The organism is uncultured Thermomonas sp. (assembly GCF_937872235.1).
GTDB lineage: Bacteria > Pseudomonadota > Gammaproteobacteria > Xanthomonadales > Xanthomonadaceae > Thermomonas > Thermomonas beijingensis.
Window position 1 is genome coordinate 1 of the sequence record NZ_CALMPC010000008.1, and the last position, 17728, is coordinate 17728.

Genomic DNA, 17728 nt, shown 5'->3' on the forward strand with positions numbered 1-17728 from the left:
CAATTCAATGCAAAGCCCGCATATCCCCAAAAAATTCCGCGCTAAACCTAACACCAAGTAGACCCCAAAAGCGGGGCGTAGGGGGGGATAGTCGCTTTTGTGTTGTCGGTGGTCAAGTGGAAATCCTACCCTAAATCAAGGCATTAGCTGCTGGTTGACGTGCCTTGTTTGGCTGAATGCTTGCGAATATGCATTCGAATGCGGGGTCGGTATGTTGGGAAATGACAAAAATGCGGGTGTAGTCAGTGATGTGTCGGACTCGCTCAAACCTGGGCTGATCGACGTAGTTCGGTCAAGGATACGGACCAAACGCTACAGTTTACGAACCGAGCAGGCATATACCGGTTGGATTCGTCGGTTCATCTCCAGCAACGGTTGGCGGCACCCTCGGGAGATGGGGGCGGTGGAGGTGGAGTCGTTCTTGAGCAGTTTAGCGGTGGAAGGAGCGGTGGCGGCAAGTACGCAAAATCAGGCGTTATCGGCGTTGCTGTTTTTGTATCGTGAGGTGTTGAAGATCGATTTGCCGTGGATGGACGCGGTCTTTCGTGCCAAGTCTCAGCGGAGGTTGCCAACCGTGTTGTCGGTAGAGGAGGTTCGCCGGTTGTTGGCGATGATGGAGGGCCGGCCATGGGTGTTGGCGAGTCTGTTGTATGGCAGCGGCATGCGTTTGATGGAGTGTCTGCGGTTGCGGGTGAAGGATCTTGATTTTGCTCGCAACGAAATTACGGTGCGTGATGGTAAGGGGGGCAAGGATCGACGCACGATGCTGCCGCGGTCAATTGAGGAGGAGTTGCGCAGGGAGGTTGCGCGTGCGCGGGTGCTGCATCATCAGGATTTGGAGTTGGGGTTTGGTGAAACCCTGTTGCCGCACGCACTTGCGCGAAAATATTCAAATGCCGGTAGGGATTTTGGATGGCAATTTGTATTTCCTGCTGCGCGGCGCTCAATTGATCCGCGCACTGGCGGTGAGCATCGCCATCATTTTGATGATGCCGTGCTGTCACGCGCGCTTAAGAGGGCGCGGGCCGCGAGTGGAATTACCAAATCACTCAGTGCGCACACCTTGCGGCATTCATTTGCCACGCATTTGCTGGAAGCAGGGTATGACATTCGCACCATTCAGGAATTGCTGGGCCATAAGGATGTGGCGACGACCCAGATTTACACCCATGTGTTGAATCGGGGGGGGCGTGGGGTGCGTAGTCCGTTGGATGTTTAGAGCAGCAACTGGGGTGGTTCGGGCGCTATTGGCGTGCGCGTCGCAGGCCGTGAGATGCGCTTGCGTCAGGCTGTTCATCCTTGCCTTGCCTGCTTTGGAGCTACTGCGATGATTCGTCAAGAACTGGATGCTTGCCTGCGCTTTTGCGTGGTGTCGGGGGCGTTGGCGGTGCTCTTGCTCCCCGCCGCACGTGGTCACAACGTCTATCTGGGTTGGTTGCCATTGTGGTTGCTGGGGATGCCGCTGGTGGCGTGGTGGAGTTTGCGTGGCTGGCCGCTACCCAAGCTGGCTTTGCGTTTGCCGCGTCGGCGGCGGGCGCAGGCGCGGCGTGTCTGACTTCTGATACATCACCGCAGCTTGGCCTGCATGGTAGCGTTGTGGTCTGTTTTCCACCGCACGGATGTCTCATGCCGCACATTTCCAACGCCGTTCTATTGGCCGGCCTCGCCATTGCCGGCGGTGCCGCCGCACAAACCCCGCCGCAAGACGATCCGTATGCGTGGCTGGAGGATGTCAGCGGTGCAAAGTCGCTGGATTGGGTCAAGGCGCGCAATGCCAAGGCGGAGGCGGACATCGCCAGCAGCGCGCCGTTCAAGACACTGGAAGCGCAGATCCGCGCCAGCCTGGATTCCACCGCCAAGATTCCGGGTGTCGAAAAAATCGGTGCGTATTACTACAACTTCTGGAAGGACGCGCAGCACCAGCGCGGCCTGTGGCGGCGCACCACGCTGGATGAATACCGCAAGCCGGAACCGGCATGGGAAACCGTGCTGGATCTGGACGCGCTCAATACTGCCGAAGGCACGCAATGGGTCTGGCACGGGGCCAATTGCCTGCGGCCGAAGTACCAGCGCTGTCTGATCGCGCTGTCGCCGGGCGGCTCCGACGCCGATGTCACCCGCGAGTTCGACCTCACCACCAAGCAGTTCGTGCAGGACGGTTTCTTTCGCCCGGAGGCCAAGGGTGGGCTGGGCTGGATCGACGAAAATACGGTGTACGTCTTCACTGATTTCGGCGCGGGCACACTCACCAGCTCGGGCTACCCGCGCATGGTCAAACAATGGACGCGCGGCACGCCGCTGGCATCGGCCAAGCTCGTGTACGCAGGCAAGCCCGATGACATGTACATTTCGGCGCTGCATGACGACACTCCCGGCTTCGAGCGTGATTTCATCAGCCGCACCCTGGCGTTCTACAACGATGAGCTGTACCTGCGCGGCGCGAACGGTCAGCTGACCAAGGTTGATGCCCCCAATTCCGCGCAAAAGGCTGTGCACAAGGATTGGCTGCTGCTGGAACTGCGGGAGCCGTATACCGCCGGCGGCAAGACCTACGCGGCGGGCGCGTTGATCGCGACCCATTTCGACGCGTTCATGGCCGGCAAGCGTGACTTCAGCGTGCTGTTTGCGCCCACCGATCACGCGGCATTGGCGAGCTATGCATGGACCAAAGATCACCTGATCCTGAACGTGATGGACCATGTCAAGAATCGCCTGTCGGTGTTCACCCCCGGCAAACAGGGATGGGGCAGCACAGCGTTCGTGGGTGCACCTGGTATCGGCACCGTTGGCGTGTCGCCGGTCGATCCTGATGACAGCAACGCGCTGTGGCTGACCAGCACGGATTTCCTGTCACCCACCACGCTGTCGATTGTCGACGTCGGCAATGCGCCCGAAGTGTTGAAATCCAACCCGGTGTTTTTTGATGGCAGCCTGGACGTGATCGAGCAACACTTCGCCACCTCGAAGGATGGCACCCAAGTGCCGTATTTTCTGGTGCGGCCAAAGGATCTGAAGTTCGACGGCAAAACGCCAACACTGTTGTACGGCTATGGCGGGTTTGAAATTTCGCTCACGCCCAGCTACTCCGGTGCGATTGGCAAGGGCTGGCTGGAAAAGGGCGGTGTGTACGTGCTGGCCAATATCCGTGGCGGTGGCGAATACGGCCCGCGCTGGCATCAGGCGGCGCTCAAGGCCAACCGCCACAAAGCCTATGAAGACTTTGCGGCAATCGCGGATGATCTGGTGGCGCGCAAGATCACCTCGCCCAAGCACCTGGGCACCATGGGGGGCAGCAACGGCGGTCTGCTGATGGGCAATATGCTCACCCAATATCCGGAAAAATTTGGCGCAATTGTGGTGCAGGTGCCGCTGCTGGACATGAAGCGCTATAACCACCTGCTGGCCGGCGCGTCGTGGATGGCCGAATACGGCAACCCGGATACCAGCGATTGGGACTTCATTCAAACCTTCTCGCCGTATCACCTGTTTGATGCCAGCAAGGACTACCCGCCAACCTTGTTCACCACCTCCACCAAGGATGACCGCGTGCACCCGGCGCATGCACGCAAGATGATGGCGAAGATGGAAGCGGCCGGTAAAAACGTGCGCTATTACGAGAACATCGAGGGTGGCCACGGTGGTGCCGCCAACAACGCACAGGCCGCACACATGAGTGCGCTGGCGTACACCTTCCTGTGGCAGCAATTGACCAAGTGATGCGCTGACGATGACGCTTCCCATCCCGCCCCGCGCTGCCCGGCACCCGCACACCGTCACCGCCCCGCACGGCGCGCAGCGGCAAGACCCGTATTACTGGCTGCGCGATGACGAACGCAGCAGTCCCGACGTGCTGGCCTACTTGCACGCCGAAAACGCTTACGCAGACGCCATGTTGGCCGCCAGTAAGCCGGTGCAGGATGCGCTGTATTCGGAAATCGTGGCGCGCATCCAGCAAGACGACGCCAGCGTGCCGTTCCGCAAGCGCGGCTACTGGTACTACGCCCGCTTTGAAACCGGCAAGGACTATCCCATCCATGCACGCCGCCAGGATGCTGAAGGTGTCGATGCGGCGTCCATCCTGCACGCCAATGCCGCTGGTGATTTCAGCGGCGAACAGGTGCTGCTGGACGTCAATCTGCTGGCGGCCGGCAAGGATTACTACAGCGTGGGCGTGTATGAAGTCAGCCGCGACAACCGCATGCTGGCCTATGCCGATGATGGCAACGGCCGTCGCCAATACAGCATTCACTTCATCGATCTTGCGACCGGGCAACCCCTGCCCGATGTGATCGAAGGGGTGGCACCGGATTTGGTATGGGCCGACGATAACCGCACGCTGTTCTACATCGAAAACGACCCCGACACACTGCTCACCGTGCGTGTGAAAAAACACGTGCTGGGCAGCGATGCCAGCCATGACCCCATCGTCTATGAAGAGGCCGATGACAGCTTCTACATAGGCATCGAGCGCACCCGCGATGATCGCTATATCCTCATCGGCGTGAGCAGCACGGTGTCGGATGAGCTGCGTTATGCGCCGGCGTCCGATCCGCAGGAGTTCCGCATCCTGGCCCCACGCAGGCGCGAGGTGGAATACGACGCCGACCATTACGGCGGGCGTTGGGTGATCCGTACCAATGCCGGTGGTGCCACCAATTTCAAATTGGTGACGGCCAGTGATGACGCGACCACCCACTGGCAGGACTGGGTGGCGCATCGTGATGATGTGTTGATTGAAGGATTTGAATTGTTTGACAGTTTCACCGCGATTGCCGAACGCAGTGGCGGGCTGGAGCGTGTGTGCATCCTCAAGCACGATGACAGCCAGGCGCATGTGGAGGCCAACGAATCGGCCTATTCGATGGGGCTGGACGTCAACAGCGAAGCGGCCAGTGAATGGCTGCGCTACAGCTACACCTCGCTGACCACACCGCTTACCACCTATGCACACAATGTGCGCACCGGCGAGCGCCAATTGCTCAAGCGCCAGCCGGTGCCGGGTGGCTATGACCCCGCGCAGTACGTCACCGAACGCCTGTGGGCGACCGCCCGCGATGGCACGCAAATCCCGGTATCCATCGTCTATAAAACAGGCTTTCGGAAAAACGGCACCGCCGCGCTGTTGCAATATGCGTATGGCAGTTATGGCTTGTCGATGGATCCCGGTTTTTCACCCACGATTGTCAGCCTGCTCGACCGCGGCATGGCCTATGCGATTGCGCATGTTCGCGGCGGCCAGGAAATGGGCCGTGCGTGGTATGAAGCCGGCAAGCTGCTGCACAAGCAAAACACCTTCACCGACTTTATCGATGTGACCGATTTTCTGGTGCAACAAGGCTATGCCGCATCCGGTCGCGTGGCTGCGCATGGAGGCAGCGCCGGCGGCTTGCTGATGGGGGCAATCGCCAACATGGCACCCGAAAAATATCGGGTAATCCTCTCGCAAGTCCCCTTTGTGGATGTGGTGACCACCATGCTGGACCCCAGCATTCCGTTGACCACCAACGAATACGACGAATGGGGCAACCCGGAAGACAAGCCGTTCTACGCGTACATCCTTGCGTATTCGCCGTATGACAATTTGCACACGCAAGCCTATCCGGCAATGTTCATCGGCACCGGCCTGTGGGATTCGCAGGTGCAATATTGGGAGCCGGCCAAGTATGTGGCGCGCCTGCGCGATGTGAACACGTCCAGCCACCCGCTGGTGTTTCGCACCAATATGGAGGCCGGCCACGGCGGCAAATCCGGCCGTTTCCGCCGCTACCGCGAGCAGGCGGAGCTGTATGCCTTCATGTTGGAGCAGTTGGGGGTTGGCCCCGCCACATGACCCGTTTCCTCTGGGCACTGCTGGCGTGGGTCAGCCTGATCCTGGGCATCATTGGCGCAGTGCTGCCGGTGATGCCCACGGTGCCGTTCATCCTGCTGTCGGCATTTGCCGCCACCCGTGGCTCGGATCGTCTGCGCGGTTGGCTGGTGGCGCACCCCACCTTTGGCCGCGCCATCCTGGATTGGGAACAGAACGGGGCCGTTACCCGCAAAGCCAAATGGATCGCCAGCGCGATGATGTCGATCTCCTCACTGTCCATGGCCTACTTTGCACCACGCCCGTGGATGGCCGCCATCGGCATCGGCTGCATGGCTCTGGTGACCCTGTGGCTGTGGTGCAGACCGGAGCCGCGACAGCCGCCGGAGCCACCGTTACACTGCACGGATGACTAAGCGCATCGTACTTCTCGCCCTGTTGTTCACCGCCCTTACTGCCTGCGGCAATAAAGGCCCCTTGGTGATGCCCGATAAAAAACCGGCAGCCACGCCTGTCGCACCCCAAGACACCCCGCCCACAGACACGCGCCCAGCGGCACCGCAATCGGGTGCGCACACCGCGCAAGAGTGAGCGCAGCAGCCATGCGGTTCAGCAAAATGCACGGCGCTGGCAATGATTTTGTCGTGCTGGATTTGCGCAGTGGCTCGGCCGCGCCATCGGCTGCATTGTGCGCACGCATGGCGGACCGGCATATCGGTGTGGGTTGCGATCAAATTCTGACTATCGAATCCGCATCCCATCCCAATGTCATCGCCAACTATCGCATCTGGAATGCCGACGGCTCGGTCTCTGGCCAATGCGGCAATGGCGCGCGCTGCGTGGCAGCGTGGTTGGTGCGTGATGGCGCAGCCCCGGCACAGGGCAGCTTCATTATCGAAAGCCCTGCTGGCAGGCACACAGTCGAGCACGATGGCCACGGTGGGTTTGTGATCGACATGGGCCCGGCGCGGTTTGCGCCTGCGGAGATTCCGCTGAACGGGTTCGAAGCAAGCAGCCTCTACACGCTGCACCTTGGCGCCGAGATAGTACAGTTCGGTGCAGTGTCGATGGGCAACCCGCATGCGGTGATCGAAGTGGACGATGTGGCGAGCGCTGACGTGCTGCGTATCGGCCCACTGTTGCAAGCGAGCGCCGCATTTCCACAGTCGGCCAATATCGGGTTTGCGCAGGTGCTTTCGCCCACCCGGATTCGCTTGCGCGTGTTCGAGCGCGGCGTGGGTGAAACCCTGGCCTGCGGCAGTGGCGCGTGTGCGGCGGTGGCGGTGCTGGCCCGGCGTGGACGTGTGCAGCACGATGCGCAAGTGGCCGTGCAGCTGCCGGGTGGATGTTTGCAAATCTGTTCCGATACACAAGCCGATACGATGCGCATGGCCGGCCCGGCCACATTTGTGTTTGAAGGGGAATGGTTGTGACGATGGAATTTGACGGTATTACCGAGAAGCTGGGCGCGCACGAAGTGGCCACTTGGTTGCGTCGGCATCCGGCTTTTTTGCAGCAATTCCCGGATCTGGCACAAAGCTTGGTGGTGCCACGCGAAAGCGGGGCCACGGCGTCGCTGGCCAGCTATCAACTGGAAATCCTGCGCGAAAAAAATCGCGAGTTGAATCAGCGCCTGCATGAATTATTCGCCACCGCACAGGACAATGAACGGTTGGCGGTGCGCGCCCATCAACTGACCTTGGCGTTGATGAAGCAAACCAGCGCCGCCGATACCCTGCGGGCGATGGCGGCTGCACTGGTCGAAGATTTTCACGGTGACTTGGTGCGGTTTGTGCTGTTTCATCCGGTGGCAGCGATTGACGATGCCGACTGGTTGCAAGTAATTGCCGCCGACAGCCCGCGGCTGGCCAGCTTCCGCGACATCATGGGCAACCCCGAGCCGATTTGCGGTCGCCTGCATCCCGACAAGAACACGCTGTTGTACGGTATGCGCGCCGATGATGTGCAGAGCACTGCCTTGCTGGTATTGCCCGGGGTTGGTTTGGTGGCCGTCGGCAGCTGCGATGGCAATCGTTTTTACCCTGGGATGGGCACCCTGTTTTTACGCATGATGGGTGAAGCCTTGGCGGCGGCGTTGCAGCGGTTTCAGTGACCCGCATGCCTGCGCAAGCGGAAGCAGGCAGCGAAGATGACGCTGACTCCGGACATCGGTGACTTCCTCGCCTTTCTTGCAGTTGAGCGGCAGAGCTCTGCGCACACACTTGATGCCTATCGCCGCGATTTGGCGGCATTGGTGGCGTGGGCGCAAGGCTGCGATCTGCTGAGCTTGCGTGGCGAGGATCTGCGTGCCTTTATTGCCAGCGAGCATCGGCGCAAACTATCGCCAAAATCCTTGCAGCGGCGGCTCTCGGCCTGCCGCAGCCTGTATCGCTGGCTACTCAAACAAGGCCGCATTGCAGCGGATCCCTGCGCCGGCGTGCGTGCACCAAAAGCCGCGCGCGCATTGCCGCAAGTGTTGGACGTGGATGAAGCTGTGCAGTTGGTGGAACTGCCCACCGATGCGCCACTGGGTCTGCGTGACCGCGCCTTGTTGGAGTTGTTCTATTCCTCCGGACTGCGCCTGTCCGAAGTCTGCGGCCTGCGCTGGCGAGATCTGGATTTCGATCAGGGCTTGGTCAGTGTGCTGGGCAAGGGCAGCAAGCAGCGCATCGTGCCGGTGGGCTCGCATGCACGCAGCGCGTTGCAGGCATGGCAACAAGCATCCCGCGGTGAGTCTGCGTACTTCGTGTTCCCTGGGCGCGCCGGCAAGCAAATTTCAGCGCGTGCGATTCAATTGCGCATCAAGCAATTAGCCCTCCGGCAAGGCGTGTACAAGCGTATCCACCCGCACTTGTTGCGACACAGTTTTGCCAGCCATGTGCTGGAGTCATCGGGTGATCTGCGCGGCGTGCAAGAATTACTGGGGCATGCCGATATTTCCACCACCCAGATCTATACCCATCTGGATTTCCAGCATCTGGCCAAGGTGTATGACGCCGCGCATCCGCGTGCCAAGCGCAAGCGCTGATGCGACCTCAGGGCAGGCCACGGATGCCGCCGAATGGGCGATTGGATTGCAAGACATGCCAACTGTCGATTTCCAGCGCGCAGTCGTAGCGCGCATCCAACCCTCGGTGGTGCGCATCGGCGACAAAGGCGCGATAGCGCTCCTCGACCTGTTCCGCCCAATTGCGTGTGGGTGATGCGGTGGCGGCATCGAAGGGTGGCGACTGGCGCAGGCACTGCTCGGTTTCCGGGTCGCCTGCGCCGAAGACGCTTGCCGTTTCGGGGGCCGCCGTTGCCGGCTTCGGCCGAAACTGGTGGCGCACGCGCAGGCCCAGCGAGAGCACATGGCTGCGATCCAGCCCGCGCCGCTGCAATGCGCGTTGCGCGGCGGCATAGCTGGCCTGCACCTGGCGCAGGCGGCTACTCTGTGAGATCGAACCATGCCGAATGCGGTAGCGATACAGCGGTTGCGGAAGATGCCCAATGCTGCAAGTTTCAGACAAGCGCAAGCACAGGTCGTAATCTTCCGCATAGGCGGCCATTGGATTGAAGCCACCCACCGCCAGATAGGCATCGCGGCGGATCAGGCGGAACTGATAGGTCATGAAGTGCACCAGCAACTGGCGTGCGGAGTAGGGCGTGTTGCAGCGCGTGCCCGGCCCCAGCAAAGCGCCGTTCTCGTTGATTTCGACGTATTGCGAATACGCCATCCCAAGCTGTGGATGTGCGCGCAGGAACGCGTGCATTGAAGAAAGTGCGATCGGCTCCAGAATGTCGTCGCTGTCCAGCACACCCAGGAATCCACCACGCGCCTGCGCCAATGCTGCCGCAAGCGCTGCTGGGTTGCCGCGGTTGCAACCTTCGCCCAGCACTCGAAACCGCGCATCACGCGCGGCGTAGGCCGCAGCAATCTGGCCACTGCCATCGCTGGAGCCGTCATCCCACAGCAGCCCTTCCCAATGCGGATAGTCTTGCGCCAACAAGCTGTCCAGCGCCGCCGGCAGGTAGCGGGCGGTGTTGTAAATGGGTACGGCAATACTGATCAATGGCGCGTGCATGGCTGAATCTTCGGGCAATGAGGGCGCTTGAAGCCGGGATGGCCGTCCCCACATTGTCTTCTCAACGGAGAAAACGATGGACCCCAGCCAGAACCCCACGGTATTTCATGCCACCACGATTGTCTCGGTACGCCGAGGCGGGCAAGTGGTGATTGCCGGTGATGGTCAGGTGACGCTTGGCCACACGGTGATGAAGGCCAATGCGCGCAAGGTACGCCGGCTAGGCAAAGAGGGCCGCGTATTGGCTGGGTTTGCCGGTGCGGCAGCGGATGCGTTCACCTTGTTCGAATTGTTCGAGGCCAAGCTGGAAAAGCACGGCCAATTGACCCGTGCCGCGGTGGAAATGGCCAAGGATTGGCGCACCGAGCGTCGCTTTGGCAAGCTCGAAGCCTTGCTGGCGGTGGCCGATGCCGACACCTCGCTGATCATCAGCGGCACCGGCGATGTGATTGAACCGGAAGATGGGCTGATTGCGATTGGTTCGGGTGGCATGTACGCACTGTCTGCCGCACGCGCGCTGCTGGCGCATACCGAACTCGAGGCCAAGGCCATTGCCACTGAGGCGCTGAAGATTGCCGGCGATATTTGCATCTACACCAATCAGAACATCGTGGTCGAGCAGCTGTAAGCCCGCCCTGCGACGCATCGGGGCGACCCGATCAACCAAGCGAGTATCGGGGAGCGACTTGATCGGGTCGCCCCGATGCGTCGCTGCCAAGGACCCATCACCATGACTGACTCTTCCTCCATGACCCCACGCGAGATCGTTGCCGAACTCGACCGCCACATCGTCGGCCAGCATGCGGCCAAGCGCGCGGTGGCGATCGCCCTGCGCAACCGCTGGCGGCGGGCGCAGCTTGCGCCTGAACTGCGCAACGAGGTGATGCCGAAAAACATCTTGATGATCGGCCCCACCGGCGTGGGCAAAACCGAAATCGCGCGCCGTTTGGCCACGCTGGCCAATGCGCCGTTTGTGAAGGTGGAAGCCACGCGGTTTACCGAAGTGGGTTATGTCGGCAAGGACGTCGAGCAAATCATCCGCGACCTTGCCGATACTGCGGTCAAACTTTATCGCGCACAGGCCCGTGCCAAGGTGCGCACGCAGGCCGAAGAGCGCGCCGAAGACCGCATTCTGGACGCCCTGCTGCCCAAGCGGGAAACTGCGCCGGGCTTTGGCTTCAATGCTGCCACCACCACCACGGTGGATATTGGTGCAGAGCCGTCTTCGCAAGAATCGGCCACCCGCCAGAAACTGCGCAAGCAATTGCGCGCCGGTGAGCTGGATGAGCGTGAAGTGGAATTTGATATCGCGATGAATATCGGCGTGGACATCATGACCCCGCCGGGCATGGAAGACATGGGCCAGCAATTGCGGCAAATGTTTTCGCAGGTGTCGGGCAGCAAGACCCACAAGAAAGCCCTGACCATCAAAGCCGCACGGCCGATGTTGATCGAGGAAGAAGCCGGCAAATTGATCAATGAAGACGAAGTGCGCGAGCAGGCGATCGAAGCCTGCGAGCAGCACGGCATCGTGTTTATCGACGAGATCGACAAAGTGGCCAAGCGCAGCGAAGGCATGGGTGCCGATGTCTCACGCGAAGGCGTGCAGCGCGACCTGCTGCCGTTGGTGGAAGGCAGTACCGTGAGCACCAAGTACGGCGCGGTGAACACCGATCATATTTTGTTTATTGCCAGCGGTGCGTTTCATTTGGCCAAACCGTCGGATTTGATTCCGGAGATGCAGGGCCGTTTCCCGATCCGGGTGGAATTGGGCGCACTGGGCAAAGACGATTTTGTGCGCATCCTGACCGAGCCCAAGGCCGCATTGACCAAGCAATACGTGGAGTTGATGGGCACCGAAGGCGTCAGCCTTGTGTTCGCGCCGGAAGCGGTGGAGCGGTTGGCCGAAATTGCGGCACATGTGAACGAGCGCCAGGAAAATATCGGTGCCAGGCGCTTGCACACGGTGCTGGAACGCCTGCTGGAATCGCTGAGTTTTGATGCACCCGACAAGGGCGGCAACGTCCATATCGACCGCGCCTATGTGGATGCGCAACTGGGCGAGCTGGCGCAGGACCCGGATTTGAGTCGCTATATCTTGTGAGGCGGCGCAGGGAGGCGTGCTTGTCTTTTCCTTCTCCCCGCTAGGCGGGGAGAAGGTGCCAAAGGCGGATGCGGGAGTTCTTCAACTATTGAGGCTGTAAGTGGCGTAGATCGCCGCCTCGTCCAAGACATGCCCGCGCATGGCACGCAACACATCGGCGGCGGTAAATGCGGTCGGCAATGACAGCGCGGCCACATCCAGCGCAAAGATGCGGAAAAAATAGCGATGCGTACGCAGGTCGTGCGGCGGTGGATACGGGCCGTCGTAGCCAAAATACTGCCCAGCCATCGCCGCATCGCCGGCAAACCAGCCGGTGTAGTCGTTCAGGCCGGTGAGGCCGCCGGCGTCATGACCCTGTGGTTTGCCGTTGGCGGTCAGGCCGTGGCTGCAACTGCCCGCCGCGATTTCGTGCACGTCTGCGGGAATATTGGCCACCACCCAGTGCACAAAATCCCCGCGTGGATGCGCCACTGGAATGGGGGTGGCGCTATCGGCCACCAAGCCGCCATCGGTGGGTGCATCGGTGTCGATGCACAGCAAGGCAAACGATTGGGTGGCCGCCGGCGCAGCGTCCCACGCCAGATGCGGGTTGCGATTGCCGCCAACGTTTTGCCCATGCTCGGCACCCAGGGCGAATTCGGCGGCGAGAGTGTGCCGGTGCTCAAAACTGTTGCTGTGGATGTGCATGCGCGTCTCCATGTGGACGATGCGTGCAGTGTGGGCGCGGTTGTTGCCGGCATCAAGCCAGCGCGGCCAGCAACGTTTGCGCCACCCAGCGTTCGGCGTAACCATCGAGGGATGCGCCTTCGATGAACCCGCAATGGCCGCCGTGGTGGGCCAGTTCCACGCTGACCATGGGCAAGGTCGCGATGCGATGAAACTGCGCCAGCGGAATCACCGGGTCATCTTCGGCCATCAGCACATGGGCCGGCAGTTGCAATGCCTGCAAGCGATCCCCGGCGATGCAATAGCCGTTGAAATATGCCTCCAAATCGGCGAAGTCGGTGTTGTTGTGCACCATCCACGCGGTCAACGCGCGCATCGGCAGCTGCAATACGTCGTTGCCGAAGGTGTGAACTTGCGGAAACAGCGCGCGTTTGCGGGCCAGTGATTGCCGCCATTTGCGTTCGAAATAGCGCAGATAGAATGCAGGCCCGGCTTCCATCTGATCCATCGCCCCGGCGGGATCCAGCAGTGGGCATACCGCTGCCACGCGCTGCAGCGGCAGGCCAGCCGCCGGTGCGCGCAGGGCGAGCCGGAGTGCGAAATTGCCACCCAGGGAATAGCCGGCGGCGACCAATGGCAGGTCTGGCCACAGTTTGGCCACCGTGCCGGCGGCTGCCAGCACTTCATCGAGCCGATTGGAATGGAACACGCCTTCGTTGAGGTGATGGCTGTTACCGTGATCGCGGAAATTCAGCCGGAATACGGCCAACCCCGCGTGCAGCAATTGGGCGGCAGTCAGGCGCATATAGCTGGACTCGGCACTGCCTTCCCAGCCATGCAGCAACAGCGCCATCGCACGCGGCGGTTGTGCGGCAGGCAGGCTGGCAATGCCGTGCAGGCGCACGCCGCTACCCACTTCCAACACCATCGGTTGATGGGTAGCGGCGGCCTGCTGCAGACGCACGCGGCCGCGCGCGCCGCGCATGGGGCTGGAGGCCAGCAGTGATTGCGCGTGCCGATTACGCAGCCAACGAGGCGCCAGAAAGGGCGAGGCAGTCAGGCTCACGGGATGCTCAGGCTTGCGCCATCGCCTGTTCGATCTGGCTGCGCGCAGTCTGTGCAATCCCGCGGCGGCCGCTGTGTGCGTCGGGTTCAATCGGCGTCAGAAAGCACACCCGTACCTGACGTACCGGTTCACCCAACAGCCGCAACAGATTGCCGACGAAATGCTCACCCGGTGCGAATGCAATCACGGCTTGTGCATTACACTGCGGGCCATAACACAGCGCCACCGGTTGCACCGGTGCAGCCGCCTCCACTGCAGCGGCAAAGATGCGCGCATGAAACGGCCCCAGGGCTTCGCCGTCACGGGTGCCGCCTTCGGGAAAGGCCGCGACCGCTCGCCCATCGCGCAGGCGCTGGGCCATTTCGGTCATCACCAATCCCAGCGAATCGCCGTTGCCACGTTGCAGGAAGATGGTTTCCGCCTGCGCCACCACCCAGCCGAGCAGCGGCCATGCGCGGATTTCGGATTTGGCAATAAAGCCCATCATGTGCTGTGAATCCAGCAGCATGATGTCGATCCAGCTGACATGGTTGGCCACAAACAAGGTGCCACCTGCCAGTGGTGTGCCTACGCGTTGCAGGCGCATGCCGAAGATCCACAGCAAGTTGCGCGCGAACCAACGCACCGCCGCATGTGACAGCGGCCCGCCGCGGCCCAGCGCGATCAGCAGCATGACCACCGGCAGACCGATCAAGGCGTGCCACAGCAGCAGCGGTGTGCGCCAGACATAGCGCAGCACACGCAACGGGCGGGCGTCGGTGGGGGGGCGGGTGGTCATGCGGGGGGAGACATCCGAAGCTGCGACGGAAACCACGGGCGGCATTATCCGCCAGCGGCAGGCGGTTGCGGTAACACCGCCAAGGTAATCCGGCTGATGCACACCGGCTTGCCGTCTTGATCGTCGATCTCGATCGCCCATACCTGGGTGCTGCGGCCAATATGGATGGGGCGTGCAGTGCCAATCACCACACCATGGCGCACTGCACGCAAGTGGTTGGCGTTGATTTCCAGGCCCACCACGGCATTGCCGCCGGCCAGCAACATGCCGGCGCTGCTGCCCAGGGTTTCCGCCAGCGCCACCGATGCACCACCGTGCAACAAACCATAAGGCTGATGGGTGCGTGCATCCACCGGCATGCGCGCGCGCAGATAGCCATCGCCCAACTCGATGAACTCGATCCCCAGCGCCTCCATCAACGTGCCGCGGTTGCGGGCGTTGAGGAGGTTGAGGGTGATGCCTTCAGGCCATGCGTGGGGGGCAGTGGACAAGACTTGGCTCAGCCAATCCGGAACGAGCTTGGACGCCAGCTGCGGATATAGGAATCGTTGCCACGGCCGCCGTAACCGCTGCTGCGGCCATAGCCAAAGCCGGCCTCACGCTCGCGGCGCACGTGCATGCGCTCCACCAATTCTTCACGACGGCCATCCAGCCAATCGGTACGGCCCAAGCTGGCCGGATCCACGCCGCGATGCTTGGCTTCGCGTGCACGGTAATCGCAAAAATCATCGTAGGCGTCGAGTTCGTGGGCCAGCTCACGCACCGACAATTCGATCATCACCGCATCGTCGAGGAAGCCCAGCACCGCAACGTTGTCGGGGATGATGTCATTCGGGTCGGCGAAATAAGCCAGTGCGCCCAGCACGCGCTGGCGGTCGGCTTCGTCCAGCGCCCACGCCTGATCGCGCACCATTGCAATCATGTCGTCCAGCCGCAGCAGGCGCTGACGAATGAAATCCGGCACTTCCGATTGTTGCGCACCGGCCAGCATGGCCACGGCGGCGTCGATGACCTCGTCCGCTGACTTGCCTTCGACCGCCTTGCGGGAGCGCTCTGCGGCCTCCTGGAATCGGGCAAGATCCTGGTCGTTGAGCTCGAAATTCAGGCTAAGGGGCATAACAGTGTCCACGGCGCGGAATGAAGACTCGCAGACTAGTGCGGCGCGGCGGTTGCCGTCAATCCGGAAATGCGATGACACGAAGGTTTTGCGATGGTGATGGCCTACAAAATGGGCGAAAGCCCCGAGCCGAAGGCGGTGAACACGCGTACACCCAGCCACTTCAGGCCCAGATCGACGTCCGGAAAGTCACCCACCGGCCGATTGCAGCGCCGAAAGTCGGGGGCAAACGGCGACACCGGCTGTGCCGTCTGCGGGCAGTCTGGGCCGGGCGTGTAGTCGTAGCTGGTGGCGTATTTGATCGGCCACAGGTCGAAGATCGGCATGCGCTCGGAAATGCGCGCCAAGGTGTGCTCTACACCCGGCAGGATCGGCGAGGAATCACGGCGGCCAATCGTCCACGCATTGGCCGGCTGCATGTCGCGCTGGATACTGGCGGCCAGTGCCTGGGCGAAGTGCGGGTCATCGATGACCACTGCATTTTCGGTGTTCCACGTGTCGCCACGGGGGTCGAAATTATGCGTGCCAACCACGCCGATGCGGTCATCGATCACCATCGACTTGGCGTGCAGGCCCATACGCAGGCCGGCGGTTTTCAAGCGCACTGGCAGGCCGCCAGAGGATGCGAAGGGGGAGGGCCGCCCAGCCTCACTACTGGGCTCACTGCGCAGACCGCGCTTGGCCAGCCGCCGTGTCAGCCGGTTGGGCTTGATGGCGGGAATCGCCGCATCAATGTGGGGCTCGGCATCCACATCGGTTGTGGTATCCGGGCCGGCGTCCATGTCGGCATCGAGATCAGCATCGGCATCCAGCCACAAGCCGGCACCGGTTGCGCCCAGCTCAAAGGGTGCATCGGCCGGGAATGGTTTGAATTCGTGGATTTGAAAGCCGAAGTCGCGCAGGTAGCGGCGTTTGTATTTGTACGACACGGCATACGCCAGGAAGGCGTCGGTGGCGGCCAAACTATTGGTGGAAATCTGCACGCGCGGTGGCGAGGGTTGCTGGTGCAGGTTGCGGAACAGGTGTTGCGCGGGTTTGGATAACACCAGATACGGGGTTTGCAGCAGCACGTCGTGTTGCGCCCCTGCAATCAGTTGCATCAGGTTCTGACTGGCGAACCCGGCCGGGGTATCGGCATCGGCTTGCAGCAAATCCTTGCGATGCTTCACCGGCAGATCAGCCACAAAGCTGACATGCAGCACCGGCATGGCCGGGGCCACGAAGCGTGCTTGCACCACGGCGTCATCATCCACGCTGGCCAAAAGTGCGCGGACCCGCTTCGGGTTGCGGAATGGGTGGTGCGGTGCGGGTGGCGGGCCATGTTGCTGCAAGTAGCGGGCAACGTCGCCCAGGTGGGCCACCGCCACGCTGCGTGGCGACTGCCAGAAGGCATCGAAATTGGCGGTCATGGCATGCACGACCGGGCCGACCACCATGATGTCGCGGTCGCGGAAGTTGTAGTCCTCGCCCCAGTCGTAATAGTCGTTTTGGTAATTGCGGCCACCGGTGATGCCCACCTGGTCATCCACCACCAACAGCTTGTTGTGCATGCGTTGATTGAGTTGGCGCCAGCAGCATGCGGCTGCCACGGCATACATCGGCAGCGACAGCCGGGCGCGATCGAGCACCGGGTTGTACACCCGCAACTCCAGGTTAGCGTGCAGTGACGCCAGTGCGGCAAAGGTTTCCACCTTGCGCAGTGCCGCCAGTTGATCGACCAGCACGCGGACCTTCACCCCACGAAATGCGGCCGCCTGCAATTCATCCAGAATCAGCTGCGCGGCGTCGTCTTCGTCGAAGATGTAGGTCTGCAAGTCAATGCTGTGCTGCGCGCTGCGGATCAGATGCACCCGCAGCAGCAGCGCGTTGGGCGCATCATCCAGCAGCAGTGCGCGGTGCTGCGGCGCTTTGGGGGTTGAGGCGGCCAAGGTGGCCTGTGCCATCTGCAACACCGGTGAGGCCAGCGCGCAGGCATCGCTGCGGGTGCAGTCCACTTGCGTGCTGCGGGCTGCTTGCGCGATGTGTTCGGCGTGGCTGCGTTGTTGTGGCGATAGGCTGGCGCAACTGGCAAGCAGCAGCGCCAGCAGCCCGGTCAGGCATCGACCGAGGAGGTGCTCAGGCATCGCT

The 17728-nt window shown here is 61.6% G+C and carries 18 protein-coding genes; 11 read left to right on the plus strand and 7 right to left on the minus strand.

Annotated elements, in window-relative coordinates; genetic code table 11:
• Positions 1–211 precede the first annotated feature (211 nt).
• The 9 genes from QWB57_RS00835 (at position 212) to xerC (ending at position 8834) form a co-directional block, all read left to right on the plus strand.
• On the plus strand, positions 212–1219 hold the full coding sequence (locus tag QWB57_RS00835; protein WP_223629448.1) for an integron integrase: 1008 nt from the start codon (positions 212–214) through the stop codon (positions 1217–1219).
• Between the two features lie 108 nt (positions 1220–1327).
• On the plus strand, positions 1328–1555 hold the full coding sequence (locus QWB57_RS00840) for a hypothetical protein (RefSeq protein ID WP_223629351.1): 228 nt from the start codon (positions 1328–1330) through the stop codon (positions 1553–1555).
• A 71-nt stretch (positions 1556–1626) separates the two neighbouring features.
• Complete coding sequence (locus QWB57_RS00845) at positions 1627–3717, plus strand: prolyl oligopeptidase family serine peptidase (protein WP_223629352.1); 2091 nt, start codon at positions 1627–1629, stop codon at positions 3715–3717.
• A gap of 10 nt (positions 3718–3727) precedes the next feature.
• The gene (locus QWB57_RS00850) at positions 3728–5830 is read left to right on the plus strand and encodes a S9 family peptidase (RefSeq protein ID WP_223629353.1); all 2103 of its coding nucleotides are present in this window, start codon (positions 3728–3730) and stop codon (positions 5828–5830) included.
• A complete protein-coding gene (locus tag QWB57_RS00855) occupies positions 5827–6222 on the plus strand; it encodes a YbaN family protein (RefSeq protein WP_288967924.1) in 396 nt (131 codons plus the stop codon). The genes QWB57_RS00850 and QWB57_RS00855 overlap by 4 nt, the downstream gene beginning before the upstream one ends.
• Positions 6215–6397 carry a lipoprotein gene (locus QWB57_RS00860; RefSeq protein WP_223629355.1) on the plus strand — a complete coding sequence of 61 codons (183 nt, stop codon included), beginning with the start codon at positions 6215–6217 and terminating at the stop codon, positions 6395–6397. Before QWB57_RS00855 ends, QWB57_RS00860 begins: the two co-directional genes overlap by 8 nt.
• Positions 6398–6408: 11 nt before the next feature.
• Positions 6409–7239 carry a diaminopimelate epimerase gene (gene dapF, locus QWB57_RS00865; protein ID WP_288967925.1) on the plus strand — a complete coding sequence of 277 codons (831 nt, stop codon included), beginning with the start codon at positions 6409–6411 and terminating at the stop codon, positions 7237–7239.
• A gap of 2 nt (positions 7240–7241) precedes the next feature.
• Positions 7242–7919 carry a DUF484 family protein gene (locus tag QWB57_RS00870; RefSeq protein WP_288967927.1) on the plus strand — a complete coding sequence of 226 codons (678 nt, stop codon included), beginning with the start codon at positions 7242–7244 and terminating at the stop codon, positions 7917–7919.
• A gap of 36 nt (positions 7920–7955) precedes the next feature.
• Positions 7956–8834: a tyrosine recombinase XerC gene (gene xerC, locus QWB57_RS00875; RefSeq protein ID WP_223629358.1), complete on the plus strand. Its 879-nt coding sequence runs from the start codon at positions 7956–7958 to the stop codon at positions 8832–8834.
• A 7-nt stretch (positions 8835–8841) separates the two neighbouring features.
• Here xerC and QWB57_RS00880 read toward each other — a convergent pair whose 3' ends face one another.
• Positions 8842–9870, minus strand: a complete 1029-nt coding sequence (locus tag QWB57_RS00880; protein WP_288967928.1) for a glycosyltransferase — start codon at positions 9868–9870, stop codon at positions 8842–8844.
• A 76-nt stretch (positions 9871–9946) separates the two neighbouring features.
• Between QWB57_RS00880 and hslV the strand changes: the two genes are divergently transcribed.
• Together hslV and hslU are read left to right on the plus strand one after the other, a co-directional pair.
• Entirely contained in the window at positions 9947–10498 is a 552-nt protein-coding gene (gene hslV, locus QWB57_RS00885) for an ATP-dependent protease subunit HslV (RefSeq protein ID WP_223629360.1), read from the plus strand.
• Between the two features lie 96 nt (positions 10499–10594).
• Positions 10595–11974: an ATP-dependent protease ATPase subunit HslU gene (gene hslU / locus QWB57_RS00890; RefSeq protein ID WP_288967941.1), complete on the plus strand. Its 1380-nt coding sequence runs from the start codon at positions 10595–10597 to the stop codon at positions 11972–11974.
• An 81-nt stretch (positions 11975–12055) separates the two neighbouring features.
• On the opposite strand, the gene QWB57_RS00895 is transcribed toward hslU, so the two are convergent.
• The 6 genes from QWB57_RS00895 to QWB57_RS00920 all read right to left on the minus strand — a co-directional run bounded on the left by QWB57_RS00895 (position 12056) and on the right by QWB57_RS00920 (position 17724).
• Complete coding sequence (locus tag QWB57_RS00895; RefSeq protein WP_223629361.1) at positions 12056–12661, minus strand: YbhB/YbcL family Raf kinase inhibitor-like protein; 606 nt, start codon at positions 12659–12661, stop codon at positions 12056–12058.
• Positions 12662–12713: 52 nt separating this feature from the next.
• Positions 12714–13700 (minus strand): alpha/beta fold hydrolase, encoded by a 987-nt coding sequence (locus QWB57_RS00900; RefSeq protein WP_288967943.1) that lies wholly within the window; start codon positions 13698–13700, stop codon positions 12714–12716.
• A gap of 13 nt (positions 13701–13713) precedes the next feature.
• Entirely contained in the window at positions 13714–14484 is a 771-nt protein-coding gene (locus QWB57_RS00905) for a lysophospholipid acyltransferase family protein (RefSeq protein WP_223629362.1), read from the minus strand.
• A gap of 44 nt (positions 14485–14528) precedes the next feature.
• Positions 14529–14900 (minus strand): hotdog fold thioesterase, encoded by a 372-nt coding sequence (locus QWB57_RS00910; RefSeq protein ID WP_223629451.1) that lies wholly within the window; start codon positions 14898–14900, stop codon positions 14529–14531.
• An 83-nt stretch (positions 14901–14983) separates the two neighbouring features.
• The gene (locus tag QWB57_RS00915) at positions 14984–15601 is read right to left on the minus strand and encodes a YkvA family protein (protein WP_223629363.1); all 618 of its coding nucleotides are present in this window, start codon (positions 15599–15601) and stop codon (positions 14984–14986) included.
• A gap of 104 nt (positions 15602–15705) precedes the next feature.
• Positions 15706–17724: a phospholipase D-like domain-containing protein gene (locus QWB57_RS00920; RefSeq protein WP_288967929.1), complete on the minus strand. Its 2019-nt coding sequence runs from the start codon at positions 17722–17724 to the stop codon at positions 15706–15708.
• Positions 17725–17728 lie beyond the last annotated feature (4 nt).

Excerpts from the sequence above, each read along its gene's own strand:
- QWB57_RS00835 (WP_223629448.1), top strand. The coding sequence starts at position 212 with ATGTTGGGAAATGACAAAAATGCGGGTGTAGTCAGTGATGTGTCGGAC.
- QWB57_RS00840 (WP_223629351.1), top strand. The coding sequence starts at position 1,328 with ATGATTCGTCAAGAACTGGATGCTTGCCTGCGCTTTTGCGTGGTGTCG.
- QWB57_RS00845 (WP_223629352.1), top strand. The coding sequence starts at position 1,627 with ATGCCGCACATTTCCAACGCCGTTCTATTGGCCGGCCTCGCCATTGCC.
- QWB57_RS00850 (WP_223629353.1), top strand. The coding sequence starts at position 3,728 with ATGACGCTTCCCATCCCGCCCCGCGCTGCCCGGCACCCGCACACCGTC.
- QWB57_RS00855 (WP_288967924.1), top strand. The coding sequence starts at position 5,827 with ATGACCCGTTTCCTCTGGGCACTGCTGGCGTGGGTCAGCCTGATCCTG.
- QWB57_RS00860 (WP_223629355.1), top strand. The coding sequence starts at position 6,215 with ATGACTAAGCGCATCGTACTTCTCGCCCTGTTGTTCACCGCCCTTACT.
- dapF (WP_288967925.1), top strand. The coding sequence starts at position 6,409 with ATGCGGTTCAGCAAAATGCACGGCGCTGGCAATGATTTTGTCGTGCTG.
- QWB57_RS00870 (WP_288967927.1), top strand. The coding sequence starts at position 7,242 with ATGGAATTTGACGGTATTACCGAGAAGCTGGGCGCGCACGAAGTGGCC.
- xerC (WP_223629358.1), top strand. The coding sequence starts at position 7,956 with ATGACGCTGACTCCGGACATCGGTGACTTCCTCGCCTTTCTTGCAGTT.
- QWB57_RS00880 (WP_288967928.1), bottom strand. The coding sequence starts at position 9,870 with ATGCACGCGCCATTGATCAGTATTGCCGTACCCATTTACAACACCGCC.
- hslV (WP_223629360.1), top strand. The coding sequence starts at position 9,947 with ATGGACCCCAGCCAGAACCCCACGGTATTTCATGCCACCACGATTGTC.
- QWB57_RS00895 (WP_223629361.1), bottom strand. The coding sequence starts at position 12,661 with ATGCACATCCACAGCAACAGTTTTGAGCACCGGCACACTCTCGCCGCC.
- QWB57_RS00905 (WP_223629362.1), bottom strand. The coding sequence starts at position 14,484 with ATGACCACCCGCCCCCCCACCGACGCCCGCCCGTTGCGTGTGCTGCGC.
- QWB57_RS00910 (WP_223629451.1), bottom strand. The coding sequence starts at position 14,900 with ATGGAGGCGCTGGGGATCGAGTTCATCGAGTTGGGCGATGGCTATCTG.
- QWB57_RS00915 (WP_223629363.1), bottom strand. The coding sequence starts at position 15,601 with ATGCCCCTTAGCCTGAATTTCGAGCTCAACGACCAGGATCTTGCCCGA.
- QWB57_RS00920 (WP_288967929.1), bottom strand. The coding sequence starts at position 17,724 with ATGCCTGAGCACCTCCTCGGTCGATGCCTGACCGGGCTGCTGGCGCTG.